The 25,115-nt window shown below is 67.7% G+C and carries 25 protein-coding genes and 1 pseudogene; 6 read left to right on the top strand and 20 right to left on the bottom strand.

What is annotated here, in order from left to right; genetic code table 11:
• Nucleotides 1–128: 128 nt before the first annotated feature.
• Nucleotides 129–1,877: a hypothetical protein gene (locus WAF18_RS01485; protein ID WP_337243539.1), complete on the top strand. Its 1,749-nt coding sequence runs from the start codon at nucleotides 129–131 to the stop codon at nucleotides 1,875–1,877.
• A 103-nt stretch (nucleotides 1,878–1,980) separates the two neighbouring features.
• A complete protein-coding gene (locus tag WAF18_RS01480; RefSeq protein ID WP_337243538.1) occupies nucleotides 1,981–2,706 on the top strand; it encodes an ankyrin repeat domain-containing protein in 726 nt (241 codons plus the stop codon).
• A gap of 34 nt (nucleotides 2,707–2,740) precedes the next feature.
• Here WAF18_RS01480 and WAF18_RS01475 read toward each other — a convergent pair whose 3' ends face one another.
• On the bottom strand, nucleotides 2,741–3,565 hold the full coding sequence (locus tag WAF18_RS01475; protein ID WP_337243537.1) for a trypsin-like serine protease: 825 nt from the start codon (nucleotides 3,563–3,565) through the stop codon (nucleotides 2,741–2,743).
• Nucleotides 3,562–3,957, bottom strand: coding sequence for a GFA family protein (locus WAF18_RS01470; protein ID WP_337243536.1), 396 nt, complete (start codon nucleotides 3,955–3,957; stop codon nucleotides 3,562–3,564). Before WAF18_RS01470 ends, WAF18_RS01475 begins: the two co-directional genes overlap by 4 nt.
• Before the next feature lie 335 nt (nucleotides 3,958–4,292).
• Between WAF18_RS01470 and WAF18_RS01465 the strand changes: the two genes are divergently transcribed.
• Nucleotides 4,293–4,967, top strand: coding sequence for a hypothetical protein (locus tag WAF18_RS01465; protein WP_337243535.1), 675 nt, complete (start codon nucleotides 4,293–4,295; stop codon nucleotides 4,965–4,967).
• Nucleotides 4,968–5,113: 146 nt separating this feature from the next.
• Here WAF18_RS01465 and WAF18_RS01460 read toward each other — a convergent pair whose 3' ends face one another.
• The 3 genes from WAF18_RS01460 to WAF18_RS01450 all read right to left on the bottom strand — a co-directional run bounded on the left by WAF18_RS01460 (nucleotide 5,114) and on the right by WAF18_RS01450 (nucleotide 6,864).
• The gene (locus tag WAF18_RS01460) at nucleotides 5,114–5,464 is read right to left on the bottom strand and encodes a VOC family protein (RefSeq protein WP_337243534.1); all 351 of its coding nucleotides are present in this window, start codon (nucleotides 5,462–5,464) and stop codon (nucleotides 5,114–5,116) included.
• 97 nt (nucleotides 5,465–5,561) lie between these two features.
• Nucleotides 5,562–6,296 carry an AraC family transcriptional regulator gene (locus tag WAF18_RS01455; protein ID WP_337243533.1) on the bottom strand — a complete coding sequence of 245 codons (735 nt, stop codon included), beginning with the start codon at nucleotides 6,294–6,296 and terminating at the stop codon, nucleotides 5,562–5,564.
• A gap of 91 nt (nucleotides 6,297–6,387) precedes the next feature.
• Entirely contained in the window at nucleotides 6,388–6,864 is a 477-nt protein-coding gene (locus tag WAF18_RS01450; RefSeq protein WP_337243532.1) for a DMT family transporter, read from the bottom strand.
• A 90-nt stretch (nucleotides 6,865–6,954) separates the two neighbouring features.
• Between WAF18_RS01450 and WAF18_RS01445 the strand changes: the two genes are divergently transcribed.
• Nucleotides 6,955–7,881, top strand: a complete 927-nt coding sequence (locus WAF18_RS01445) for a LysR family transcriptional regulator (protein WP_337243531.1) — start codon at nucleotides 6,955–6,957, stop codon at nucleotides 7,879–7,881.
• Between the two features lie 58 nt (nucleotides 7,882–7,939).
• On the opposite strand, the gene WAF18_RS01440 is transcribed toward WAF18_RS01445, so the two are convergent.
• Nucleotides 7,940–8,326 (bottom strand): ester cyclase, encoded by a 387-nt coding sequence (locus tag WAF18_RS01440; RefSeq protein WP_337243530.1) that lies wholly within the window; start codon nucleotides 8,324–8,326, stop codon nucleotides 7,940–7,942.
• Nucleotides 8,327–8,493: 167 nt separating this feature from the next.
• The gene (locus tag WAF18_RS01435) at nucleotides 8,494–9,258 is read right to left on the bottom strand and encodes an SDR family oxidoreductase (protein ID WP_337243529.1); all 765 of its coding nucleotides are present in this window, start codon (nucleotides 9,256–9,258) and stop codon (nucleotides 8,494–8,496) included.
• Between the two features lie 485 nt (nucleotides 9,259–9,743).
• Here WAF18_RS01435 and WAF18_RS01430 point away from each other — a divergent pair, with 485 nt between their 5' ends.
• Nucleotides 9,744–10,193 (top strand): hypothetical protein, encoded by a 450-nt coding sequence (locus WAF18_RS01430; RefSeq protein WP_337243528.1) that lies wholly within the window; start codon nucleotides 9,744–9,746, stop codon nucleotides 10,191–10,193.
• Nucleotides 10,194–10,368: 175 nt separating this feature from the next.
• Here WAF18_RS01430 and WAF18_RS01425 read toward each other — a convergent pair whose 3' ends face one another.
• The 8 genes from WAF18_RS01425 to WAF18_RS01390 form a co-directional block, all read right to left on the bottom strand.
• The gene (locus WAF18_RS01425) at nucleotides 10,369–10,869 is read right to left on the bottom strand and encodes a hypothetical protein (protein ID WP_337243527.1); all 501 of its coding nucleotides are present in this window, start codon (nucleotides 10,867–10,869) and stop codon (nucleotides 10,369–10,371) included.
• Between the two features lie 69 nt (nucleotides 10,870–10,938).
• Complete coding sequence (locus WAF18_RS01420; protein ID WP_337243526.1) at nucleotides 10,939–11,199, bottom strand: hypothetical protein; 261 nt, start codon at nucleotides 11,197–11,199, stop codon at nucleotides 10,939–10,941.
• A 1,101-nt stretch (nucleotides 11,200–12,300) separates the two neighbouring features.
• Nucleotides 12,301–12,753, bottom strand: a complete 453-nt coding sequence (locus WAF18_RS01415; protein WP_337243525.1) for a putative quinol monooxygenase — start codon at nucleotides 12,751–12,753, stop codon at nucleotides 12,301–12,303.
• Nucleotides 12,754–12,859: 106 nt separating this feature from the next.
• Nucleotides 12,860–13,273, bottom strand: a complete 414-nt coding sequence (locus WAF18_RS01410) for a nuclear transport factor 2 family protein (protein ID WP_337243524.1) — start codon at nucleotides 13,271–13,273, stop codon at nucleotides 12,860–12,862.
• A gap of 374 nt (nucleotides 13,274–13,647) precedes the next feature.
• Complete coding sequence (dcp, locus tag WAF18_RS01405; RefSeq protein WP_337243523.1) at nucleotides 13,648–15,801, bottom strand: peptidyl-dipeptidase Dcp; 2,154 nt, start codon at nucleotides 15,799–15,801, stop codon at nucleotides 13,648–13,650.
• A gap of 355 nt (nucleotides 15,802–16,156) precedes the next feature.
• Nucleotides 16,157–16,765, bottom strand: a complete 609-nt coding sequence (locus WAF18_RS01400) for a lysophospholipid acyltransferase family protein (RefSeq protein ID WP_183425090.1) — start codon at nucleotides 16,763–16,765, stop codon at nucleotides 16,157–16,159.
• Nucleotides 16,766–16,799: 34 nt separating this feature from the next.
• On the bottom strand, nucleotides 16,800–17,210 hold the full coding sequence (arfB, locus tag WAF18_RS01395) for an alternative ribosome rescue aminoacyl-tRNA hydrolase ArfB (protein WP_337243522.1): 411 nt from the start codon (nucleotides 17,208–17,210) through the stop codon (nucleotides 16,800–16,802).
• A gap of 117 nt (nucleotides 17,211–17,327) precedes the next feature.
• A complete protein-coding gene (locus WAF18_RS01390) occupies nucleotides 17,328–18,020 on the bottom strand; it encodes a pseudouridine synthase (protein ID WP_337243521.1) in 693 nt (230 codons plus the stop codon).
• 87 nt (nucleotides 18,021–18,107) lie between these two features.
• On the opposite strand from WAF18_RS01390, the gene WAF18_RS01385 reads away from it, so the two are divergent.
• The gene (locus WAF18_RS01385) at nucleotides 18,108–20,843 is read left to right on the top strand and encodes a pitrilysin family protein (protein ID WP_337243520.1); all 2,736 of its coding nucleotides are present in this window, start codon (nucleotides 18,108–18,110) and stop codon (nucleotides 20,841–20,843) included.
• A gap of 21 nt (nucleotides 20,844–20,864) precedes the next feature.
• On the opposite strand, the gene WAF18_RS01380 is transcribed toward WAF18_RS01385, so the two are convergent.
• The 5 genes and pseudogenes from WAF18_RS01380 to WAF18_RS01360 all read right to left on the bottom strand — a co-directional run bounded on the left by WAF18_RS01380 (nucleotide 20,865) and on the right by WAF18_RS01360 (nucleotide 25,084).
• Complete coding sequence (locus tag WAF18_RS01380) at nucleotides 20,865–21,359, bottom strand: hypothetical protein (protein ID WP_337243519.1); 495 nt, start codon at nucleotides 21,357–21,359, stop codon at nucleotides 20,865–20,867.
• An 81-nt stretch (nucleotides 21,360–21,440) separates the two neighbouring features.
• Nucleotides 21,441–22,397 (bottom strand): annotated as a pseudogene (gene panE, locus WAF18_RS01375) (2-dehydropantoate 2-reductase).
• Between the two features lie 123 nt (nucleotides 22,398–22,520).
• Complete coding sequence (locus WAF18_RS01370) at nucleotides 22,521–23,273, bottom strand: DUF3800 domain-containing protein (protein ID WP_337243518.1); 753 nt, start codon at nucleotides 23,271–23,273, stop codon at nucleotides 22,521–22,523.
• Nucleotides 23,273–24,061 carry an ABC transporter permease gene (locus tag WAF18_RS01365; protein ID WP_337243517.1) on the bottom strand — a complete coding sequence of 263 codons (789 nt, stop codon included), beginning with the start codon at nucleotides 24,059–24,061 and terminating at the stop codon, nucleotides 23,273–23,275. The genes WAF18_RS01370 and WAF18_RS01365 overlap by 1 nt, the downstream gene beginning before the upstream one ends.
• 54 nt (nucleotides 24,062–24,115) lie before the next feature.
• The gene (locus WAF18_RS01360; RefSeq protein ID WP_183425098.1) at nucleotides 24,116–25,084 is read right to left on the bottom strand and encodes an ABC transporter ATP-binding protein; all 969 of its coding nucleotides are present in this window, start codon (nucleotides 25,082–25,084) and stop codon (nucleotides 24,116–24,118) included.
• Nucleotides 25,085–25,115: the final 31 nt, after the last annotated feature.

The raw sequence follows: 25,115 nt of genomic DNA, 5'->3' as shown, positions 1-25,115 counted from the left end.
CGTGTGCGGTCCGCGCCCCAGGCATCGGGGTAAGTTCCGCCCCGGCCGTTCCACTAGGGTCTGCCCGAGTGGTCCGCCGCCTGCGCGGCGACTACTGTCATGCCATCAACCCTGCGGATGGATGTCCCATGGCCCCCGCCATCGCTCTTGCTGATTCCGGTCGGATCCACGCGCTGCCGCAACAGGCCCCCCCGCCGCCACGCGCACCGGTCGCCGACAACATCCGGGCCGGCGATCACCGCCTGAGCGACAGCATCCAGGGCACCGCACCGGACGCCCGCGACCCGTTGTTCGCGATGATGGCCAATGGCGCCTACGCGCCCGAGAGCCCCGAGTACGCCGACGCCCTCGCCGAGGCCGGCTGGACCCCGCTGCAGCCCAGCGCCGACGGCATGAGCATGATCGACGCGCATGGCAACCGCATCCCGCTCGATCCGACCTTGCTCAACGACGATCGCACCGGCTTCCACGCCGAGATCTACCAACACGAAGACGGCGGCTACGTCGTCGCCTATCGCGGCTCGGAGCTCGGCGGCAAGCCGAGCGAGTACATGGACTGGGTGAACAACGGCCAGCAGGGCCTGGGCATGGCGTCGTCCCAGTACAGCAGCGCGATCGAACTGGCCAAGCATGCCGAGCGCGTCTTCGGCGACGGCAACGTCGCGCTGACCGGGCATTCGCTCGGCGGCGGCCTGGCCTCGGCCGCGTCGCTCGCCACCGGCGCATCGGCGGTCACTTTCAATAGTTCGGGCCTCAGCAACGAGACCCTCGAAAGCCTGGGCTTCAACCCCAATGCCATCCGCGACAGCGTTGCCGAGACCGGCCAGGTCCGCCGCTACGCCGTCAACGGCGACCAGCTGACGGCCGCGCAGGAGGATCTCCCGGCACTGCCAGTGGTCGGCTCGCCGCCCGAGGCGGTGGGCCATGCGCTGCGCATCGACCCGCCACCTGGCACGGGCTTTGGCGACCTGCATGGCGGCGGCGGTCCGAACGCGGTCTATGTCGAGGCGTTCGAACACGGCACGCCCACCGATCCCGCGCTCGGTCCCAGCACCGGCGATACCCTCGGCGGGCGGGTCGATGCCGGTATCGACGCACTCGGCGCCGGTCTCGCGACCGGCCTGGGCACGGTCGGCGAGGTGCTGCGCAACGGCCCCGGCGCGACCCCGGAGAGCTGGATCGTGGGCAGTCTGCTCAACGGCGCAGGCGCCGTGCTCGGGCCCGGCAGCGATGCCCTGGGCGATGTGGCCGGCGCGGCCACCGCCTTCGGTACCGATACCCTCGTGGCCGGTGTCGAGGCGGTCGGCGACCTGCAGTTCAATAATCTCGCCTCCGGCATCCGCGAGGTCGTCGACCTCGGCGGCGACCTGGCTGGCACGGCGTCCGCACTGAGGACCGGCGTCGGCGACTTCGTCACCGACTTCGCCCAGGGCCGGGGCGTGGCCGCGACTGGCGGATTGCTCGGCGACCTGGCCGACGCCAGCGTCGATACCGCCGGCGATGTGCTCGATGGCGCCGTCCGCCTGGTCGGCGATTCCGCCCAGAACACCACCCAGGCAGCTGGCGGCTTCGTCCGCGATCTGGGTCGCATCACCGGGCTGGAGACGCCGGCCGATACCGTGGCCGGCTTCGTCGAGAGCGCCGGCAGCACGATCAGCAATGCCGCCGACGGCGTAGGCGAGGCCATCGACACGGCCACCGATCAGCTGGGCGACGGCTTCGAAGCATTGGCGGACTACGCTGGCGACCTGAGCCAGACCGTCAGCGACACCGCCGGCGATGTGGCGCAGACCGTCGCCGACGGCGCGCGCGACTTCGGTCGCGGCGTGACCGAAGGCGCCGGCAAGGTGGTCGACTTCCTCAATCCGTTCAAGTGAGCCGCGACGCGGTGCGTGCGCGCCCTGCGCACAGCGCTGCGCTGCGCGGTCTGTGGGGGAAGATCACACGCGGCTTGACGCCTCTTGCGGCATGCTGCGCACCATGAACCGTCGCCCGCTTCCGCACCTGCTGTTCGCCGCGCTGCTGCTGGCGACCTCCGGTTGCACCCAAGGACACTCGCCGATGACCCCGGACGCGCCCACGTTCGCCAATCCCGACCAGGCCCAGTTCATCGCCGCCGTTCGCAGCGGCGACGCTGTGCTCGCACGGCAACTGCTCACGGCAGGCGCCAACCCCAACGCCACCGACGAGGACGGCACGCCCGCGCTCAACTGGCTGATCCGCCAGGGCGACCGTGAGGCCGTGCGCTTGCTGCTCACGCTCGGCGCCGACCCCACCCGGGGCGATGCCAAGGGCCGCACCGCATTGCACGAAGCCGCGCTGTCCAAGGACGACGACTGGATCGGCCTGCTGCTCGAACATGGCGTCGCCGTGGATGTCCCCAATCCGCGCAACGGCCAGACGGCATTGTTCGAGGCGCTGCGCGCCCGGGAGCCCGACAACATCGAGCGCTTGCTCGCCGCCGGCGCCAGGCTCGATGTCCGCGACCGCGCGGGCCTCACCCCGCTGCATCAGGCCGCGTTGGTCAACGATATCCCGTCGGTGAAGCGTTTCATGGAAGCCGGCGCCGACCCGCAGGCCACCGACGACACTGGCGCCACAGTCGGCAATTACCTCTACGACGGCGATCCATCGGTCCTGGCCGCACCCGTGCGCCGCGACTATCTGTGGATCCGGGCGCATCTGGAGCCCGCGCCAACGCGCTGAGGGCTGCAGCCGCACGCCATAGCGTCGCGGTCGATCAGGGGACCGACGCCTGCCCGGACATCACGTCCTCGACCCAATCAGCATAGTGACTCAGGCGCACGTTGCAGGTCGTCTGGCCGTAGCGCCCGGGCCGCGCTGTTCTCACGTCGCCTGCCACGACCTTCCAGGCCCCCAGGCCGGCCAGCCGCCACTGCCCATCGGTCTCGATGAGCAAGGGACCGCCGCTGTCGCCATTGCCGAGCGCCCCTTCCAGTGGGATCGCCGCCGGCGGTGCATCGAAGACGTAACACAGCCAACGCTCGTGCGCGCTGGTGACCCGGTTGAACGCGCGACGAAGTGCGGTGCGGTTCGGGCCGCCCGGGTCGTGCCCCGTCGCCCCGGTCCCGGTCGCGCCTTTGCCCAGCAGCTTGACCACGTGCCCGGCCTCGTCATCGCCGTGATAGAGCCCGACGGGCACGATGTCCTCGACCGGCTGCTTCAACCGGATCAGCGCGATGTCGTCCGAGCCGGCCAGGGCCACCAAGATCAGCATCGCCTCGCCACTGGCCATCGCCTGATCGATCAACGATTGCGGCAGCGTCCTGTAGCCGGGATGGACCACGACATCGGCGACCTCGCGCGATCGCCCGCCCAGCACGACCGACTCGAGCCTGCCCCGCATGGGCAGCGTATGTGCGGCGGTCACGACCCAGCTCGGCGCGATCAGCACGCCATGCCCTTCGCCCGGCATGTCGACCAGCGCGGGGAGCTCGGAGTCCGGCACCCGGTACTGGCCATCGTCGACATCGTCGCGCACGACGACCGCGCCGGCGGTCGCGCACGCCGCGAGCAGGACCGCGAGCCCGAGAGACCGAATCATGCGGTGTCACCCACGAGGCTCTGCGCCGCGCCGTTGCTGCGGCCGATCTCGCCGATCGCGTCGAGATCGATCCCCTCGATGCATGCGAGGTTGAAGCCGTACTCGGTCGGCACGCTGCGGCGCTGGTGATGGGTATAGATGCCGCACACACTGCAGAACCAATGCTTGGCGATCTTCGTGTTCCACTGGTACAGCGTCAGCACATCGGCGCCGCGGATCACGCGAAGGCGGTCCAGCGTCGCACCGGCCATGATCGCGCCCTTGCGGCTACACAAGGAGCAGTTGCAGCGGCGGATGTTCTCGAAGCCGTCGATCAGATCGACTTCGAACGCCACGGCCTTGCAGTGGCAGGTGCCCACGACCGTGCGCTTGCCGCCAGGCAGGCCGGTCATGGCCGCAGCCCCGCACAGCAGCCGGTGGCGTTGTGGCCGGATGCGCGCATGCAGCGGTCGGACGCGCGCGCGGGGTCGTGGCCATTCCACCGCAGGGCGGTCGCGCCGGCGGATGGAACATCGCCGACGTTGCGCAGGGTCGAGGAAGACAGGGACGGCAGCGCCATGAGACATCGCCCGACAGGTCGAGAACGGCATTGTGCGCCACATCGCTGCACACGGCACGGCCATGGTGATCTGCCGCCCGTCGCGTGCTCCGCCGGTGCCTGGTGCCCCCGTCGCCCGTTACGATCCGATGCCCACCGGGGCACCTTCGCCATTGCCAGACCTCGCCCATGAAGCTCGCACGTCAGCTCGGCATCTACCTCTTGTGCGGCGCGCTGGTGGCCGCGCTGCTACTGGCATGGATCGGCCTGGTCTACGCCGTCAACGTCTACACCACCGTCAAGGTCTCGGCCGACGCCATGCTCAACCTGATGTTGACCGGCCTGCTGAGTGTTGTCGGGCTGCCGATCGTGCACCGCGCGCTGTACCGGCGGTTCTGGGCCGTCAGCCGCAAGACCGCAGCGGGCGAGCTGCAACCCGGTGCGCCAGTGCCGGTGATCGGCGTCGCGAGCCCGCCCGTGCCACGCGTCCGCACGACCGGTCGGCAGCGTGCGGGGTATAGCGCGCTCTACGCGGTCGGCATCGCCTCGTTGCTCGCTGCCTATGCACCCTTGGGACATCACGAAGCCCTGAACGCGTTCCTCGTCCGCTTCAGCGCCGGGCGCAGTTCGTTCTCCAGCCTCGCCGCGCTGGTGGTGGTGTACGTGCCGATGGCGGTCAGCCTAGTGCTGGCGATGCTGTTACTGCGCGGCGATCACAAGCGCCTGGAGGCGGGCACGCTGCCGCCGGACGAAACACTGCGCCTGCAGCTGCGTCAGGACTGGATCTTCTCGTTCATGGCTGCCTACGTGCTCATCGGCTTCCTGGCGTTCCTGGCCGGCCACATGATCCTCGCGTTTCTCTGAGCAGCCCGTCGCGCAGTCGCCGGTACGCGCGACCAGCTATCGGCAGGCCGCGCAGGCCACCGAGAGGTATCGGCCCGATCGGCGCGTGCGTCAGCACGCGCGGTGGATGCCCCCCGCCGCGTCGTTGCAACGACGTGGCGGCAGCTTCACGCCTGCGACCAGACCGCGAGCTCGTAGCCGTCGGGATCGGCGAAATGGAAGCGCCGGCCGCCCGGAAAATCGAAGGCCGCCCGGACAATTCGCCCACCCGCCCGCAGCACCGCGGCCTCGCTGGCAACGAGGTCATCGGACCCCAGCACCACGAGCGCGCCGCCGGGCGTCGGGGTGCCGTGGAAGAAGCCACCGGTCAGGCGGCCATCGCGGAACTCGCAGTAGTCCGGGCCATAGTCCTGGAACGTCCAGCCGAAGGCCTCGCCGTAGAAGCGCCGCGACGCCTCAATGGAGGCCACGGCGTATTCGAGATAGTCGATGCGGTGATGCGCGTCGGAGCGGGTCATGACGAATCCTGGCAGTCGGGAAGCGAACATTGTCGAGCGCTGCGGCCCGAACGGCTTGCAAGAATCGGACAGCCGGCCGCGCGGCGGCCGCGCAGACTCAATGGCCCTGATCGCGCAGCAAGGCCGTCGGCGTCAGCCCGGTCAGGCGCCGCACGTCGTGCGACAGATGACTGGCATCGGCGTAGCCGGCATCGAACGCCGCCCACGTCAACGTGTTCGTACCTGATGCCAGACGCAGCCACCGCTGCAGGCGCAACACGCGGTCCAGTACCTTGGGGCCATAGCCGAAACCCTGCAGGCAGTGGCGGTGCAGGCTCCGCTCGCTGAGGCCCAGTTGCCGTGCCAGCTCGGGGAGACGCGGCGCATCCGGCCCGCTCAGTTGCGCGAACAGCCAGGCCATGCGCGGATCAGGCTGCACCCCGCGCTCAGCCACCGCCGCGAGCAAGGCCCGGGCCGGATCGGCGCCGTCGAGCAGGCGACGTTCCAGCGCGCCTGCGCGCGGGCCGATCACGGCGTCGGCGGCGATGCGCTGGTCGGCAAGCGCGTGCATCGGCGTGCCGAGCAAGCGGTGCGCCACGCCTGGCGCCAGGCGCAGGCCGGTGAGCGTGGCGCCCGGCGCGAGTTGGGCAGGCGTGGCCTGCTGGTCGGGACCGGCGATGAACAGCCGTGCGCCATCCCAGATCAGGTCGACACACCCATCCGGCAGGATCAGCGGTGCGGCCGGCGCGGCGTTGGACTGGTAGCGCCACACGCGCCTGACGCGATCGCGCACGTCCGCCGGCGGCGGCACTTCTGCATAGGCCGACGCTGGCGGCTCGGGGTCACGCGACATGCCGCGATGATGGCATCGGGCAAGCGGCGCCGACCATCTCCGCATGCTGTTGGGACAGGACGGCATCCGATGGGGCGCCCTGCGTGCCGCTCTAACGCACCGTGGACGACCACTGCACCATCACCATGCCGGCGAGGATCGTCAGCACGCCGCCGATACGTCCCGGGTTCGCTTCTTTCACCGGCAAGCCCATCAGCCCGAAGTGATCGATCAGCAGGGATGTGAGCATCTGCCCGGCGACGACGCAGACAATGAAGCTGGTCGCCCCCAGGCGCGGGGTCAGCATCAGCGCCGAGGTGATGTAGATCACGCCGGCGACACCGCCAAACCAGGCCCAAATCGGCAGGGCGCCCGCTTGGCCGAGCGATGGCGACGGCGCCCGCATGGCCACGATGACCGGCAGCACGACCAGCAGGCTGACCAGCAGCGAGGCCACGGTCGCCCATAGCGGATGGCCGAGCGCGCGCCCCAGCGCCGCATTGCTGCCGGCCTGGAACGGCACCAGCGCCCCGGCGACCACGGCAGCCAGCGCCAGGCCAGCGCCGGCGTAGGAAATCGGAGAAGACATGTGTTCGCTCCACGTCGTGAGGGTGCTAGCCACTCTACGAATCAGAATCACGAATGGAAATTCGAACTTCGACCGCTCATTATTCGCGTCATGAATAACTTGAGACGGATGGATCTCAACCTGCTGGTCACCCTGCATGCGCTGCTGTCGGAGCGGCACATCTCCCGCGCGGCGTTGCGCCTGCACAGAAGCCAGCCGGCGGTGAGCCACGCCTTGGCGCACCTGCGCCGGCTGTTCGACGACCCGCTACTGGTCCGGCGCGCCGGCAAGCTCGAACTGACCGCGCGGGCGAGTGCTCTGATGCAGCCGCTGACCGAGGCACTCGAGCAACTGGGCGCGCTGCTCGACCCGCCGACGTTCGACCCGGCCTCCGCGCAGCGGACCTTCCGGCTCGCGATGTCGGACTACGGCGCGCGCGTGCTGCTACCGGGGCTGGCGCGCACGCTGCGCAGCCAGGCACCGGGGATCGACCTTGTCGTCAACCAGGCCAGCCGCGAATCGATGTTGGCGGACGTCATCGACGGCGAGATCGAGATGGCACTGGGGGTGTTTCCCGGTCGTCACCCGGACGCGGTGCGCGCGCACACGCTTTTCGTCGAGGACTTCGCCTGCCTGGCCGACGCATCGACATTACAGGCAAGCGGCACGCTCGATCGCGAGGCCTGGCTGGCGCGGCCGCATGTGCTGGTCGCCCTGCGCGCGGAGAGCGACAACGAGATCGACCGTGCCCTCGCACGCGACGGCCTGCGCAGGCGAGTCGCGATGACCCTGCCGCACTGGGGCGTGGCCAACGACCTGATCGCCGGCACCGATCTGATCCTGACCGTCGCTCGCCGCAATCTCGATTCGATCGCCACCGACCCGCGCCTGCGCATCTTCGCGCCACCGCTGGCGATCGCCCCGTTCGACTTCGACCTGATCTGGCATCAACGCCGGGAGCGCGATCCCGCGCATACCTGGTTACGCGACACGGTCGTGCGTGTGGCCCAGGCGGGACACCCCGCCACGACGGATTGAGGTGGTCGCCCGCGCGCACGAACGCGGGCGCCGCCGACAATTGCACGCTGGCCCCGGTTTAGAGCTGGGCCTCGATCGCGGCCTTGTCGATGATCGACCAGACCTCGTGGATCTTCTGGTCCCGAAATGCATACAGGGCGTGTTCGCAGAACGTGACACGGCGCCCATTCACCGGCAGGCCCAGGAGCTCGCCACGCGGGGTGACATCGAAGCGATGCCTGCATGCCACCTGCTGCGGATCGGCGATCAGCTTCTTGATCTCGAAGTGCAGATCCGGGATCTGCGCATGATCGTTTTCGAGCATCGCGCGATAGCCTTCCAGCCCGAGCGGCCTGCCGTTGTAACGGACATCGGCATGGACAAACTTGCCAAGGCGAGCCCAATCCCGCGCATCGAGGCAGGCGATGGAATCGCGGTGGATCGCTTCGCTCTCGAGCGTGCGCATGCGCGGTGTCACTTTCGATGTGCAGACCGCTGCGCCCATCTTGGGCCTGATCAAGAGCGCCTGGTTCAATGACCTCTGGGCGCGCACTCGCGACACAGCACGATGTCGAGCTCGGCCTCGGAAACGCATTGGCATTGCCGTGGCCGATGTGTGTCCATGTCCTCGGCTCAACTGCGATTGATCGACACGCCGCCATCGACCAGCATCGCGCTGCCTGTCATGAACGCGGCGTCGTCGGAAGCCAGAAACAGCGCGGCGCGCGCAAGCTCCTCCGGCTCCGCCAACCGTTTGAGCGCATGCAGTTGCGCGACCTGCGCCAATGCCTCCGGTGTGCCGTTCATCTCCTCCGCCATCGGCGTGTGCGTACCACCGGGCAGCAACGCGTTGACCCGGATCGCCTGGGGACCGAACTCGGCGGCCAGCGCCTGGGTCAGACCGATCAGGCCGGCCTTGCTGGCGGCATACGCGGCGGTACCGGGGAAGCCGACGGTGTGACCGACAAATGTCGAGGTGAAGATCAGCGACCCGCCCCCGCGCGCCAACATGGCCGGAATCTGGTGCTTGGCACCGAAGAAGGCGCCACTGAGATTGATGTCGAGGGCCTCGTGCCAAGCCCGCGCCTCAAGCTGTGGGGTCGGGACCAGCGCCCCCAGCGTACCGGCGTTGTTGAATGCGATGTCCAGACCGCCGAAGCGCGAGGTCGCCAGCGCGACTAGCGCCTGGGCATAGGCTTCTTCACGCACGTCGCCGGCCAGCCATGCAGCCTGACCGCCGGCGTCGATGATCTGCGTCGCGATGGCCCGCAACCGTGCGTCGCGACGTGCCGCCAGCACCACGCAGGCACCTTCGCGTGCGAACAAGTGCGCCGCGGCCTGGCCGATGCCGGAACTGGCGCCGGTGATCAGCGCGACCTTGCCGTATAAGCGTTGCATACGAAACTCCACTGTCTCGAAGGAGCGCGGAGCATGGGCGTCGAATGGAGTCAGCGCTCGCCACGTTCGGACACGACATTGGATGACCACACACGCGCCTGACGACGCGGTACACGAAATTGCGCTCTGGCCCCGATTCCCACGTGCAGGTCCGGGATCTGCGCGTGATTCGGCCTCGAGCATCGCGCGATCCCCATCCGAGCCGAGCGACCGATAGCCATGCCGGGCATCGTCATGGACGAACTGTCCATAGCGAGGCCAATCCCGCGCATTGAAGCAGGCGATTCAATCGCGACAGACCACTTCACTCTTGCGCTTGCGCATGGGCGATGTCACCGGTGATGTGCTCGCAGAATGCAGCCGTCTGCTGGCAGAGAGGCGGGCATGCTAAAACGCTCGCCGAGCGCACACTCGCTCAGACAGCACGATGGCGGTGCGTACGCCCACCATCTCCTTCAACACGCCAGGGCTAGAAGAGGAGCGCCATGCATCGTCGTCCGCCGCCCACCTCGGTGCGATCGATACTTGCGTTGGCATCGATCATGCTGGCGAGTTGCGCCCATCAGCGCGACCCCCAAGCGGGCATGCCACACCTGCTGCGATTCATGCCGCCTGCCGATGATGCAGAGGTCGTCTACCTCACCGCCGCTGCGGAAGGCAGACTGGTCTACGAAGACCAATGCTTCAAGCTCAAGGTCCACGGCCAACCGCCCCGGACGATCATCTGGCACAGCCACTTCCGAGGTGTCGATCACAACGGGACGCCCGGCGTTGTCGATGGCCTTACGGGGACCTCGGCACGCGCCGGGGATCGCATCCGTCTCGGCGGTGGGGGCGTCGACGCAATCGGCGACAACATCGAAGACCGCGCGCACGCCGAGCGATGCGGCGGCCCCTACATCTCGGCCAATACGCTCATCGTGCCAACACGATGAGACGCACCGCGGCGGCGCCGGTCGGGCACCAGGCAAGGTCGAGTCATCGAATCAGTGCGGCGTGCAGCCCGACCGCGCGCGCCTCCCGCGCGGACCGCACCGCAGAGCGCAACGCGGGACACTGCACTCTGACCTTTATCGGAATGAGTTGAACGAACAGACGGGCACGCAACGCCTATCGCTGAAGCGCATTGTGTAATGCTTCCGTCACCAGCTGCTGCAGAAGTGGGCTTGAAACCGCCTGCATGTCGGCCGCGACGGTTGCCTGTGTCGAGCGAAACTTGGCGGCGTCGGGCGAACCCGTCCCTTGTGTCGCAAGAGAACGAAGCTCGTCTGGCGTGAAGTGCTTCGCATAGATCGTCGCCAGATTCCGATCCCACCGTGCCTGGTAGGCAGGCACCAGCCTCGCAATCTCGCCGGCCACCAAGTGCTTGGCCTCCGCAGCACCATGCTGCTGCGCCAGTGTTGCAAACGTCGTTGTCGCGCCCGCTGCCTGGTTGGCCAGGCTTTCAAGGCCCGTCCCCATCTTGAAGCGCTCAACAAGGGCCGCCGCGGGATCGCCCCCGGACGTTGGGATCGCAGTCTGCGCCTCGGGCGTGGCGGGGCTACAGCCCGTTGTCGACAATGCGATCGGCAGACAAACCGCAGCAACAAAAGCGAGGTGTTTCCAGGACATGACGGCACTCTCCATGCGCAGCTGTGGTTTGATCTGGACGCGTCGCAAACGACAACGCTTGAACATGTGTCAGGTGACAGCCGAACCGTCCATATACAGGGTATGACCCGGGTGATGCTCACGAATGGTATCAAGCGCATCTGCCATCGCAACGGCGTTGCTCACGTCGAAGCGACTAGTAAAGTCCGTAACCGTCAACCCGTGCCTGCGCAGGGCCGCGAGCTCGAACGAATCAAGCACGTCGACCGTAAGCCACAGTGCCCCGGGTGGCCATGCTGATGATGCGACCAGTCGCTCATAGGATTGCCGGGAGGTGATGAAGTGGATCATCTAAAACCCAGTTTGAACTGAGGATCGGTGCGGTCAACAACGACTGACGGCCTGCTTGCGCCGACCCGAAGCGGTGAGGCTTCTTTAGGCCGAACGCCGGCAGATATCTTGGATTCGTCCGATATCAGTGGTCTTAATGTACGGCGTGACATTAGCATTAAGGATTCCGAAGCGGCGTTGGCTTAGATAGGTTGTTAACCGCCCCTCGTGTCGCTGTCCGGCTTGCAACACGATATGGATCCCACTACTGGAAGAGGCGCCGGGCGGTCGGAATAGCTATAGACCTCCAATCCCGATAGTTGATTATCCAGCGCCCAAACAATCAAACCGACGCCCTCACCATCTGGAGATTCGGCCACCGCATCGGCAACGATCCGAGGCATCTGCCCAGGAGCGAGCCTGCAGAAGTCCACCGATGCACAACCACAATCGCAGTGACCAATCACTTGGAGCGCACGAACCTGCTCGACCAGGCCTTCAGCAGACGCGTCCGTGGCTGCAACCGCGAGTGCACGCTCGACAACAGCCGCCTCTGCATCCGAGATTGCTCTAACTGTCACTGATGATCTGGGCATACAACCTAATCCTCGCGTTGAGCTACACCGTGAAGGAGCGTTGGATTGAAATATTCTTAGATATCGTTGCTTTACTCATCGTCGCGACCTTCCCCAGACAAGGATCGCTCAACTCTTCCAGGGGAATCGCTTGATTCGGGCCTCCAGCTTATGACCATGGCGACAGTCATTCGGATCGTTGCTGCGCTTTGCGCTGACATTGGCTGCATAATACGCCAAATCGCGATCCACCTTGTCGTTCTTGCTATTACCGGCCATCGATTTCTCCCGATCTGTACAAGATGAATTAGATGTGCCAAGCGACCTCGACTTAGAGAGTCGATCTGCCAATTTCGCGTAGTTGGATAATCTTACTCTAAGGCAACCAACGCATTATCGTTCGCGCCGCCAGATTAGTAGGCAAGGCGTTGAAGTAGGCATGGCAATTGCAGAACGATCAATCGGCTACGGCCATGAGCGGCTAATTGGTAGACGCTCATTGCCAATGAGCCCGCCTGTTCTGACAAGTCAGGCATCCATCCGCGGCTCACTCGAAAGCGTCCATGAGCAGATAGGTTCCCGGCGCCCGCTGGTGCTTGTCGATCAGCGGCACCAATCGCCGGAAATGCTCGGTGTTGCAGTGTGCATCCAGGGCCGCCCGGTCCGGCCACTGCTCGATGAAGACGAAATGCCCCGGATCTTTCTGATCGACGTACAGATCGTACGAAATGCACAGCGGCTCCTGTCTGGTTCTCTCGACAAGCTCTCGATAGAACGGGGCCACGGCATCGAGATATTCGACCTTGATGAAGTCTTGCGCAATCACTTTCAGCATGTCGTTGTTCCTGGTGTCATCGTGTGTGCGCGCCGCCGCGCACGCTGGCCTGAGCAGGAAGAACGCGCTCAGTTCCTCCGCCGCGATCTGGAGGCCGACACGCGGCGTTGATTGGCGGCGTCGGACGCATTGCATGCTACCCACTGGGGCCAGTTCTAGGCGCATCGCTGGCGAGATACAACAGCGCGCGTGGGTTGCATCTTGCCGGTTCCGACAATGAGGTGGTCCGCCTAACGGCGCGACGTGGAGTCGGATGGTTGCGCGCGCAGGCTCAAGGCTCAGCGGTCTGCGGTTGCGCGGACGCATTCGAGCCTTGCGCCCGTTGCGGCAAAGCATTCGAATTGTCCATGTCCGAGGCGATCTGCCACGGTGCGTCGGCTTTTTCGCGTCTCAGCGTGAGCGTGAACTTGCCTGTGTCGCCGGGCGCATCGCCGTAGCCGTAGGCACCGATGATGTAGGCGATGGTGTCTTCAGCGGCGAACGTGAGCGCGCGTAGCCGTAACGGCCCGCCGCCCTGGCCTGCGTACGCCGCTTGGATGGCCGCGCGGCCGCGGACCGGCGGGCGATTGCTTTGCAGTACGAAGCCGTCTTCGGCGAACAGCGCAGCGAGCGCCGCGGCGTCTCCGGCGCGCCATGCCCGTTCGTAATCGCGTAGCACGCGCGCCAGCTCGGGCGGCAACGCCACATCCCCATCCTCGACCCGCGTTCCTGATTCGGGAGACGGCTGGGCCTGCGACACCCTCGCCACCAGCACCAGGCCCACAACGACAATGAAGACTACAATCCAACGCATCGGTGGTGGTCCCTTGCGGCGCCGGGGATCCGGGCGACATTCGCCCTGCGGTGGGGCCTTGCATCGAGTATGGGGCGTCATACGGCCTCGTGCTATCCGTCGCGCTCGGCGCGGAGCAGGGCGCTTCGATACGTTTGAAGACGGGCGGGGCGATGCCTGGGCATGTGGCCCCCAGCGCATCGCGCATCCGCGCAGACGAGAACGGGGCGGCCCGAAAGCCGCCCCGCTCGGTGCTGCATGTCATGCGCCGCAGCGCGCGACGGGCCTCACTTCAACCCACGATGCTCCAGCAGCGGCTCGACGCTCGGGTCCTTGCCACGGAACTCGCGGTAGGCGGTGGCGAGGTCGCGCGAGTGGCCGATCGACAGGATCTTGTCGCGGAAGGTCTGGCCGTTCTCGCGGGTCAGGCCGCCGTTCTCGCGGAACCACTGGAAGGCGTCATGGTCGAGCACTTCGGCGCCGAAGTAGGCGTAGTAGCCGGCAGCGTAGCCACCGCCCCAGATGTGGCTGAAGTAGCTGGTGCGGTAGCGCGGCGGCACGGCGGCCAGGTCGACCTTGTACTTCTCGAGCGCCTGCTTTTCGAACGCGTCGACGTCCTGCTTGGCCTCGCCGGCCGGCAGCGTGTGCCACGCGAGGTCGAGCAGCGCGGCCGAGAGGTACTCGGTGGTCGCGTAGCCCTGGTTGAAGGTGCGCGCCTTGACGATCCGGTCGACCAGGTCCTGCGGCATCGCCTCGCCGGTCTCGTGGTGCTTGGCGTAGTTGGCGAATACCTTGGGATCCAGCGCCCAGTGTTCATTGAACTGCGAGGGGAACTCGACGAAATCGCGCGGGGTGTTGGTGCCGGCGACCGACGGGTACTTGGTGTTGGAGAAGAAGCCGTGCAGCGCGTGGCCGAACTCGTGGAACAGCGTGGTCACGTCGTCGAAGCTCAGCAGCGCAGGCTGGCCGGCGGCGGGCTTGGTGAAGTTCTCGACGTTGTAGACCACCGGGATGGTGCCGGTCAGGCCGTTCTGCTCGACGAAGTTGCCCATCCACGCGCCGCCCTGCTTGCTGTCGCGCTTGAACGGGTCGAGGTAGAACAGCGCGAGCTGCTTGCCGTCGGCGTCCATGATGTCGAACACGCGCACATCGGGGTGATAGACCGGGATGTCCTTGCGCTCCTTGGCGGTGATGCCGTAGAGCTGGTTGGCGGCGAAGAACACGCCGTCGTTGAGCACGCGGTCGAGCTCGAAGTAGGGCTTGATCTGCGCTTCGTCGAGGTCGAATTCGGCCTTGCGGACCTGTTCGGCATAGAAGTCCCAGTCGGCCGCGCCGGCGGTGAAGCCGCCGTTCTGTGCGTCGACCACGCCCTGGATCTTCGCCAGCTCGGCGCGCGCGCGTGCGGTAGCGGCCGGCACGGTGTCGGTCAGCAGCTTGAGCGCGGCTTCAGGGGTTTTCGCCATTTGGTCGGCGATGCTGTAGGCGGCGTAGTTGGGGTAGCCGAGCAGCTGGGCCTGGCGCGCGCGCAGTTCGGCCAGGCGCTGGATGGTCGCGCGGGTGTCGTTGGCGTCGCCCTTCTCGGCGCGTCCGGTGGAGGCGGCGAGCACGCGCTCGCGCAAGCTCCGGTTCTTCAGCGAGGCCAGCACCGGCTGCTGGGTGGTGTTCTGCAGGCTCAGCAGCCACTGGCCGTCCTTGCCGGCGGCCTTGGCGGCATCGGCCGCGGCGGCGATCGCGCCGGCGTCCAGGCCGTCGAGTTCGGCCACGTCGGTGACGAACACGCCGCCGGCGTTGCTGGCGGCCAGCAGCTTGTTGCCGAACGCGGTCGACAGCGTGGAGGACTCGGCGTTGAGCTTGCGCAGTTCGGCCTTGTCGGCGTCATTGAGCAACGCGCCGGCGCGCACGAAGTTGTCGTGCGTGTGGGCGAGCACGGTGGCCTGCTCGGGCGTGAGGCCCAGCGTGTCGCGCTGGTCGTACAGGGTCTTGACCCGGGCGAACAGCGCGGGGTCGAGGTAGATCGCGTCGCTGTGCTCGGCGAGCTTGGGCGCCAGCGCCTCTTCGGCCGCCTGCAGGGTATCGTTGGTGTTGGCGCCGGTGAGCATGAAGAACACGTTGGCGGCGCGGGTCAGCAGTTCGCCACTGCGTTCCATCGCTTCGATGGTGTTCTCGAAGGTGGGCGCCTCGGTGTTGTCGGCGATCTTGCGGATCTCGGCCAGGTGCTGCTTCATGCCCTCTTCGATCGCCGGCTGGTAATCGGCGTCCTTGAGCTTGTCGAAGGGCGGGGCCTGGAACGGCAGCGAGCTGGCGACGAACAGCGGGTTGTCGGCCGGCGCGGCCGCGGCGGAGGCATCGGTAGCGGGCATCGTGGACTCGGCAGCAGGGCGGTCGCCGCAGGCGGTGAGCGCCAGCGCGATCGCGGAAGACAGAAGCAGCTTATGCAACATGGAGGGAACTCCGTTAGGGGACAGCGCAGTGAAGGCGTCGGTCGCGGCACGCGGCCCGCCAACCGCGCAGGGTGCGCCCAATGGTAGAGCTTGGAAATGTGCCGTTGGTTTGCCGGTTCAGGTGGATGGCGGCTCGGTGGGGTGCCCCGAGCGGTTGCCTTCCTGTAGCGCATCCGCGATGGCGCGCCATTGCCTGATCTGGGTGGCCTTCCCCCCCACCCGGCGCCTGCGGCGCCGACCTCCCCCGCGTGCGGGGGAGGTGATGGGAGGCGGCCTCGACGTGAGCTGGAGCGGGCGATGATCGAAGCCCTCCCCCGCGTGCGGGGGAGGGTTGGGTGGGGGCAGTGCGAACCGCTCAGACGGTGCCGCGGTTCTTGCCCATCCACGGGGCGTACCAGGCGCGGATCCTGGCCATGTCGGCATCGAGGTCGTCGCCCGGCTCGATCAGCGGGCCGAAGCCGATGACCTTGTCGGGGTAGTGGAAGTACAGGGTCTGGATCGGGACGTTGGCGGCCTTGGCGATCTTCCAGAAGCCGGTCTTCCAGCGCTCCACGCGCTTGCGCGTGCCTTCGGGCGCCAGGCCGTACCAGAACGGGGTCTCGCCGTGGATCGCCGCGGCCGCCTGTTCGACCACGCGCGAGGCGCGGCTGCGGTCGACCGGGATCACACCCAGGCCGCGCAGCGCCCAGCCGAGCACCGGCACGCGGAACAGCGAGTCCTTGCCGAGCACGCGGATGTCCAGACCCAGCGCGGCCTTCGCCGCGAAGCCCCACACGCCGTCCCAGTTGGACGAATGCGGGGCGCCGATGAGCACCAGCCGCGGGATGTTCGGCAGCTCGCCGACCATGCGCCAGCCGCCCAGGCGCAGGATGCTGCGCCCGATCCAGCGCGCGAGCCGGCTGGGTTTGACCCGCGGCGCGAGCGGCGGGACGGGGATCAGAAACGGGTACTTCGATGTGCTCATGCGTCCTCGGCGCGAAGGCCCGCTCTGACGGGCGTCAATCCCAGTCGCGCCCGGCGCGACCGCGCTTGATGGTACTGCGTTCGCGTTTGGCGCCCAGTCGACGTTCCTTGGCACCCCGCGTGGGGCGGGTGGCGACGCGTGGCTTGGGCACTTCGTAACCGGTCGCCACGAACGCGGCCAGACGTTCGCGGGCATCCTCGCGGTTGCGCTCCTGGGTGCGGAAGCGCTGGGCGCTGATGACCAGCACGCCGGCATCGGTCACCCGGCGGTCGCGACGCGCCAGCAGGCGGGCGCGTACCGCGTCGGGCAGCGACGGTGAACCGGCGATGTCGAAGCGCAACTCGACCGCGGTCGACACCTTGTTGACGTTCTGCCCGCCAGGGCCGCTCGCGCGCACGAAGCGTTCGACGAGTTCGGACTCGGGAATGGCGGGCGGCGTGAACATCGACGGCGATTGTAGAGGGTGGCTGTCAACGCGCGTTCGCGGCGCGCGGAAGCAGGTCCAAGGCCGCTTGCCCCACCCAACCCTCCTCCGCATGGCGGGGGCGCGCCGCATCCGCTTCTATGCCAGTTGGCCGGGGAACAGCAGCAGCGCCTTGGCGAACGCATCGCCCGGTGGGGCGGCAATGTCCATGCGCTCGCCGGTCTGCGGATGGGTGAAACGCAGGCGCTCGGCGTGCAGCAGCATGCGGTGGATGCCGAGCCTGCGGAAATGGCGGTTGTGGCGGCCGTCGCCGTGGCTGGTGTCGCCGATCAGGTGGTGCGAGAGGTGCTTGAGGTGGCGGCGGATCTGCCGGAAGCGGCCGGTCATCGGTTCGGCGCGCAGCAATGCGTAGCGCGAGGTCGCAAAGCCGGCCGACGGCAGCGCCAGCTCGGTGGTCGCCAACCGCGTGAAGCGTGTGACCGCAGGCTTCTTCAGCGGCTTGCCGGGGCCGCCGTCGAGCGGGTGGTCGACCTCGAGCTCGGCGTCCGGCCAGCCGCGGCACACCGCCAGGTAGTGCTTGTCGACGCTGCGCGCCATCCACTGCGTGCCCAGCGCCGAGGCGGTGTCGCGGTCGAAGGCCAGCAGCAGGCAGCCACTGGTGGCGCGGTCGAGCCGGTGGACCAGGAACAGCGGTCGGCCGAACTGCAGGCGAAGGCGATCGGCAAGAAAATCATGCTCGCCACGCGCGAGCGCGCTGTCGTGGACCATCAGGCCGGCGGGCTTGTCGACCACCGCCAGCCAGTCGTCCACATACCGCACATCGATCGTCATCAGTTGCGCTCCGGGCGTCGTGGGGCATCCGGGCGCGCGGATGCGATCTGCTATTTTCGGCGATCGTCTCGCCCGAAGGGAAACCGCATGCGTCGCCGCCTCCGTGTCTGCCTGGTCGCGCTGCTGCTGTGCGTGGGCATCGCGCCGGCCGCCGCGGCCCCGCAGCTCGACGCGCCGGTGCACAGCGCCGAGGGCATCAGCGAGTACCGCTTCGACAACGGCCTGCAACTGGTGCTGTTCCCCGACCCCGGCAAGCCGGTGACCACGGTCAACGTGACCTACCGCGCGGGCTCGCGCCACGAGGGTTACGGCGAGACCGGCATGGCGCATCTGCTCGAGCACCTGCTGTTCAAGGGCACGCCGACGCATCCCGACATCCCCGGCGAGATGAAGCGGCGCGGCATCCGCTTCAACGGCACGACCTGGTTCGACCGCACCAACTACTTCGCCAGCTTTTCCAGCGATCCGGCCACGCTCGACTGGCTGCTGGGCATGGAGGCCGATCGCATGGTCGCCTCGCGAATCGCGCGCGAGGATCTCGACAGCGAGATGACCGTGGTCCGCAACGAGCTGGAGGCCGGCGAGAACAATCCGGTGCGGGTGCTGGTGCAGCGGCTGATGTCAGCGGCCTACGACTGGCACAACTACGGCAATCCCACGATCGGTGCGCGCAGCGACATCGAGGGCATGCCGATCACGCGGCTGCAGGCGTTCTATCGCACCTGGTACCGGCCGGACAACGCGGTGGTGGTGATCGCCGGCGATTTCGATCCCGCGCACGCACTCGAGCGGGTGGCCGCGCACTTCGGCACACTGCCGCAGCCGGCAAGCGCGCTGCCGCGCACCTACACCCGCGAGCCGGCGCAGGACGGCGAGCGCCACATCGTGGTGCGCCGCGTCGGCCGCACGCCCTACCTGGCCGCGGGCTATCACATTCCCGCCGGCCGGCATCCCGATGCCGGCGCGCTGGCGGTGCTGGCGCAGGTCCTCGGGCATGCGCCCAGCGGCCGGCTGCACCGGACCCTGGTCGAATCGGGCCTGGCGACCTCGGTCTCGGCTACGGGCTACAGCCTGGATGAGCCGGGCTACCTCAGCGTGGTGGTCGAGGCCCCGGCGGACAGCGACCTGGAGGCGCTGCAGGCGCGGCTGCTCGACGTCCTCGAACAGGACCCGGCGCCGTTCACCGACGACGAGGTGGACGAGGCGCGGGCGCGTCTGTTGGCCGGCTTCGAGCGCGCGCTGCGCGACCCCAACGCCGTCGGCGTGGCGTTGTCGGACGCGATCGCGCAGGGCGACTGGCGCTTGCTGCTGCATGCGCGCGACCGGCTGGAGACGGTGACCGCGGCCGACGTGCAGCGCGTGGCGCGCGCCTACCTGCGCCGCGACAACCGCACGACCGGCCACTTCGTGCCGACCGACACGCCCGAGCGCATCGAGATTCCCGAGGCGCCGGACGCGGCGACGCTGCTGGCCGATTTCGTCGGCCGGCCCGCGCTCGCGGCCGGCGAGGCCTTCGATCCGACACCCGAGGCGATCGACGCGCGCACACGGACCTGGACGCTGTCCAATGGCGCCAGGCTGGCCGTACTCGACAAGGCGACCCGCGGCCAGGCAGTACAACTGCGCATGACCCTGCGCCTGGGCAGCGAGGACACGCTGACCGGGCGCACCGATGCGGCGATGCTGGCCGGCGGCTTGCTGATGCGCGGCGCCGGCGATCTGGACCGTGCGGCGATCTCGCGGCGGCTCACCGCGTTGCGCTCGACGCTGGGCGCCAGTGGCGGCACGACCACGGTCAGCGTCGCGGCCTCGACCGACCGTGCGCACCTGGCCGAGCTGCTCGATCTGACCGCGACCGTGCTGCGTCGACCAACGTTTCCGAACGACGAGTTCGAGCAGCTGCGCACGCAGTGGATCACCGGTATCCAGGGCAGCATGAGCGAGCCGGGCGCGGTGGCCAACCAGGCGATGGCACAGCACTTCGATATCTTCCCGCCCGGCCATCCATTCCACGCACGCACGTTCGAGCAACGCATTGCCGGGCTCAAGGCGACGACGCGCGACGAGGCGGCGGCCTTCCACCGCGCGTTCTACGGCATGGGCCCGGGCACGACAATCGCCATCGTCGGCGATGTCGATGCCGAAGCGGTGCGTACACAGCTCGAAGCGCTGTTTGGCGACTGGCGCCCGGCCACGCCGTTCGTGCGCATTCCCACGCCGTATGCGACGCAGCCGGCGGCGCAACTGCGTGTGATCACGCCCGATCGGCCGAACGCGGTGTTCCTGGCGCAGCAGGCGCTGCCGCTGGGGCAGGATCACCCGGACTATCCGGCGTTGTATCTGGGCAACCACCTGTTCGGCGGTGGCGGCATGAAGTCGCGGTTGGCCGACCGCATCCGCCAGCGCGACGGCCTGAGCTACGGGGTCAGTTCGAGTTTCGGCGCCAGCGCATTCGACACCGTGGGCACGTTCTCGGCCCAAGGCATCGCTGCGCCAGAGAACATCGCCAAGCTGGCGCTGGCCTTCGACGAGGAACTGCGCCGGTTGCTGGCCGACGGCATCGACGAGACCGAGCTGGCGCAGACGCGCGAGGGCTTGCTGCTGTCGCGCCGCACGGCGCGGGCGAGCGATGCGCAACTGGCCGGCACGCTCAACGACAATCTCTATCTGGACCGCGACATGGCCTATTCGGCCGCGTTCGAGGACGCGCTGCGCGCGCTCGACGCCCAAGCCGTGCGCGCGGCGATGGCGCGGCATCTCGACCCCGACGCGATCACGACCGTCGTCGCCGGCGATCTGGACCCGCCTGCCGGGGGACCATAGCCCCGCGCGGCGCGTTGTTCGTTACTCGGTGGCCGGCGCCGGCGCCGAGGACGCCATCGATTCGAGCTCGGCGCACATCTGCTGTTGCTGCGCCGGCGTCGCGCTGTCGTACTGCGCGCGCACCTTGTCGTGCGCCGACGCGAACTCGCGGTCGAACATCGCCGCGTCGCCCCCCATCTTCACGAACTCCTGCTGCTGGCGGGTCTTGGCCTGCGCCAACTGGTCGGCCGGGATAGTCGGGTCGCACAACTCGACCGCTGCGTGCATCGCGCCGCCGAGGCCGGCGAGCTGGGTCAGCATCGTCGTTGCGGCGTCGCCGGTCAGCGGCGCCTCGACCGGCGCGCTGCCGTCCTCGAGTTGCGCGGCCGCAGCCTCCGAGGGCACCGTGCGGGTGTCTTCGACCGGCTCGGTCTGCGCAGCGGGCGCGCTGTCGGCTGGTCGGTCGCCGCAGGCGGCGAGTGCGAGCGCGCCGGCGATCGCCAGGCCCAGGGGAAGTCGTACACGCAATGGCCGCATCCGGGGGATCTCCATGATCGGGTAGGTCTCGAGCCTAGCAGAGCCGGTGTGGTGGCCCGGCTGCACGGCCGCGGGGTCGATTTACGGCGTGGCGGGGCGCTCACGGCGGCTGCGGTAGCACTGCAGATGCACCCAGGCGGCCTGCAGCCGTGGCGCCGCGATGCCGAGCTGGCGCGCACGCGCCAGCATGTCGCCGACGATCTGCGCCGCCTCGACATCCTGGCCCGATTCGAGATCGCGCAGCATCGACGCGGTGGCCGGTGAGCCGGCGCGGGTCAGCAGCGACCGGGCCTGCTCGGCGGCCTACGCCGGAATGGCCTGGCCCTGCGCGGCGGCGACTGCGAGGCATTCGTCGTGCAGCGCGGCCATGAACGCGGCGCCCTCGTCGCTGGCGACGATCCGGCCGATGCTGGCGCGCATCAGGCAGGTCGCCGCGGCCATCGCGGTGAGGAAACTGAACTTGTTCCAGGCCGCCTGCAGGAAGTCGTCGCTGCGCACGGCCTCGAACCCCTCGGCGCGTGCACAGGCCTGCGCCAATGCCTGGGTGCGTGCGCTGCCGTTGCGGGCCGGATCGCGTTCGCCGAACGTCAACGACGGCGGCGAGGGCAGGTGCACGACCTCGCCTTCCGGGCCCTTGACCGCGCTGATGAAGCACAAGCCACCGAGCACCCGGTCCGCGCCAAAGCGTGCATCGAGCGCGGCGTAGTGCTGCAAGCCGTTGAGGATCGGCATCACTGACGTGCCAGCACCGACCGCCGGCGCAATGGCGTCGATCGCGGTCTCCAGGTCGTAGGCCTTGCAGCTGAGCACGACCAGATCGAACGGCTGCGCCGCGGCGAGCGCCGGCAGCGCGTCGGCGGTGACGTGCGCGACCGCAAGGTCGACATCGCCAAGCGGACTGCGCAGGCGCAGGCCTTCTCGTGCGAGTTGCGTGGCGCGCGTCGGGCGCACCAGGAAAGTGACGTCGACGCCGGCCTGGGCCAACCGACCGCCGAAGTAGCCGCCGGTGCCGCCGGCACCGAGGACAAGAATGCGCATAGAAGTCTTCTCCGATTCAGGCCTGAGGTGGACGGGATCGAACGGAAACGATACGATTTGCCCCGGATCGGGGATTCTCGGTCGGCATTGGGCTCTGGCGGAAACGCCGGGGCCTTTTGTTTTTCAAGGAAAGCATTTCAGCCCGTATCCCATGTAACGCCCTTGCGAATCGCAATCGAGCTTTTCACGGATGACATCCCACGCTCGGTTGGGTTGTTCCGGCTTGAGCTGGTGCATTCCGATGGGCCTGGCCACAAGGTCAGCCAGTTGCAGGCCAATCGAGTTGCTTCGTTTGTGGCAGATGACAGGCTCGAAAGGAATGGATTGCCCGCCGTAGTTGTCACCTGAGCAGATGCGCCTGAAGGACAGTTCCAGATCTCTGTCTTCGTTGTTTCCGCGCGACTCGCAGAGTACATGCGTGGTCAGCGTTTGATGGGTATCCCCTGTCTGCCCCTGACGACGGAGTCGGTAGTAGATCCGCTCCAGGCAGAACCGCAAGGACACCTCGTAGGGATTCTCATCGCGTTCGCGATCCTGCAAGCGCCGTTTATCGATGACGGCTGCGAAAACGGCCATCGGCGTCGCCGCCAATGCGTCTGTCAACGCCTCCAGAAACGCGCGCTTGCGATCGGGATCGCGCAGGATCGCGAATGGTCCGATATCGCGCCGGATCTCGCGCTCGTGCAGGACCACTGCATCATGACCAAAGACCGCGAACTTGATCCTCTGAATCGCGGGCACCACAGTCGCCATGTAGTCGTGCTTACTGATCAGACAACACGAGAGCACGAACAGCGGATAGGCCGGATCAATGCTGGCCATGCCATGGTCGCCGCTTTCGTCGACGAACACGAGGTAGTCGCTGAAGCTCGACATCAGCTGCGCAGGCCGACCCCGCGCTTGAGCAGAGTCAGTGCGACCACGGTCAGCACGACCACGAAGCCCAGCATCAGTGCATAGGCGATGGTCAGCGGAATGTCCGAAGTGCCGAGCAGGCCGTAGCGGAACGCGTTGACCATGTAGAAGATCGGGTTGGCGTGGGTCGCGGCCTCGGCCCAGTCGGGCAGCAGCTTGACCGAGTAGAACACACCGCCCAGGTAGGTCAGCGGGGTCAGGATGAAGGTCGGCACGATCGCCACGTCGTCGAACTTCTTGGCGTAGACCGCGTTGATGAAGCCGGCCAGCGAGAAGATCGTGGCACCCAGCAGCACCGTGCTCAATGTGACCAGCGGATGCGGGATGCGCACATGGGTGAACAGCATCGCGATGCCGAGCACGATCACGCCGACCGCAACGCCGCGCGCGACCGCGCCGAGCACATAGCCGCCGAGCACGACCCAGCCGGGCATCGGGCTGACCAGCAGTTCCTCGACATGGCGGCCGAACTTCGCGCCGAAGAAGCTCGAGGAGATGTTGCCGTAGCTGTTCTGGATGACGCTCATCATCACCAGGCCGGGCACGATGAAGTCCATGTAGGACACGCCGCCCATGTCGCCGATGCGCGCGCCGATCAGGCCGCCGAAGATCAGGAAGTACAGCGTCATCGTGATCGCCGGCGGCACCAGCGTCTGGGCCCAGATGCGCAGGATGCGCACGACCTCGCGCCGGGCGATCGTGCCCAGGGCGACGAAATTGCGGGCGGTGGTGGTGGGTTCTGTGTTCATGCTCGGCGTCTGTCGAAGAGGGGAAGGGGAAGGGCGGCTGCGCGCGACTGGCGTCTACGACGCCCGCTGCCCCGATCCCGCATCGCGTGCGGTCAGCCGCACGAACAGTTCTTCCAGTCGGTTCGACTTGGTCCGCATCGAGCGCACGCGCAGGCCGGCCGCATCGAGTGCGGCGAACACGCGGTTGAGATCCATCGCGCGCGGCATGTCGATGTCGAGCGTGTGCGCATCGGGCGCTGCGATCGTCACGCCGTCGATCGCCGGCAATGCGTCGGGCAGCGTCCCGTCGATGTCGAGCATGAAGCCCTCGACGTCGAGCTGGGCGAGCAGCGCGCGGATCGGGCCCTGCTCGACGATGCGACCGTGGTCGATGATCGCCAGGTTGCGGCACAGCGACTCGGCTTCCTCGAGGTAATGCGTGGTCAGGATGATCGTCGTGCCCGCGGCGTTGATCTCGCGCAGTGCGCGCCACATGCCGCGGCGGATCTCGATGTCCACGCCGGCCGTCGGCTCGTCGAGGATCAGCAGCCGGGGCCGGGTCATCATCGCGCGGGCGATCATCAGCCGCCGCTTCATGCCGCCCGACAGCGTGCGACTCATCACGTGCGCCTTGTCCCACAGCTGCGCGGCGCGCAGCTCGGCCTCGGCGCGCTCGGCGGCCTCGCGGCGCGGCACGCCGTAGAAGCCGGCGTAGTTGACCAGGATGTCGAAGGGCTTTTCGAACAGGTTGAAGTTGATTTCCTGCGGCACCAGGCCGAGCAGGCGCATGGCCTGGTCGCGCTGGCGGACGATGTCCACGCCGAACACCTCCACGCTGCCCGCGCTCATGTTGACCAGCGAGGAGACGATACCGATCAGCGTGCTCTTGCCCGCACCGTTGGGGCCGAGCAGGGCATGGAAGTCGCCCGGCGCGACATCGAGCGAGATGCCCTTGAGCGCCTCCACGCCACCGGCGTAGGTCTTGCGCAGTTCACGGACGGACAGCGCCGGCACATCGGCCGGCAGGGGGCGGCTTGGAGTCATGGGTGCGAGGGGTCCGGAGCCGGCGGCCCGG

The sequence above is a fragment of the Luteimonas sp. gir genome, from assembly GCF_037198055.1.
Taxonomy (GTDB): Bacteria; Pseudomonadota; Gammaproteobacteria; order Xanthomonadales; family Xanthomonadaceae; genus Luteimonas; species Luteimonas citri_A.
This window is presented reverse-complemented; position numbering and strand designations above follow the sequence as displayed.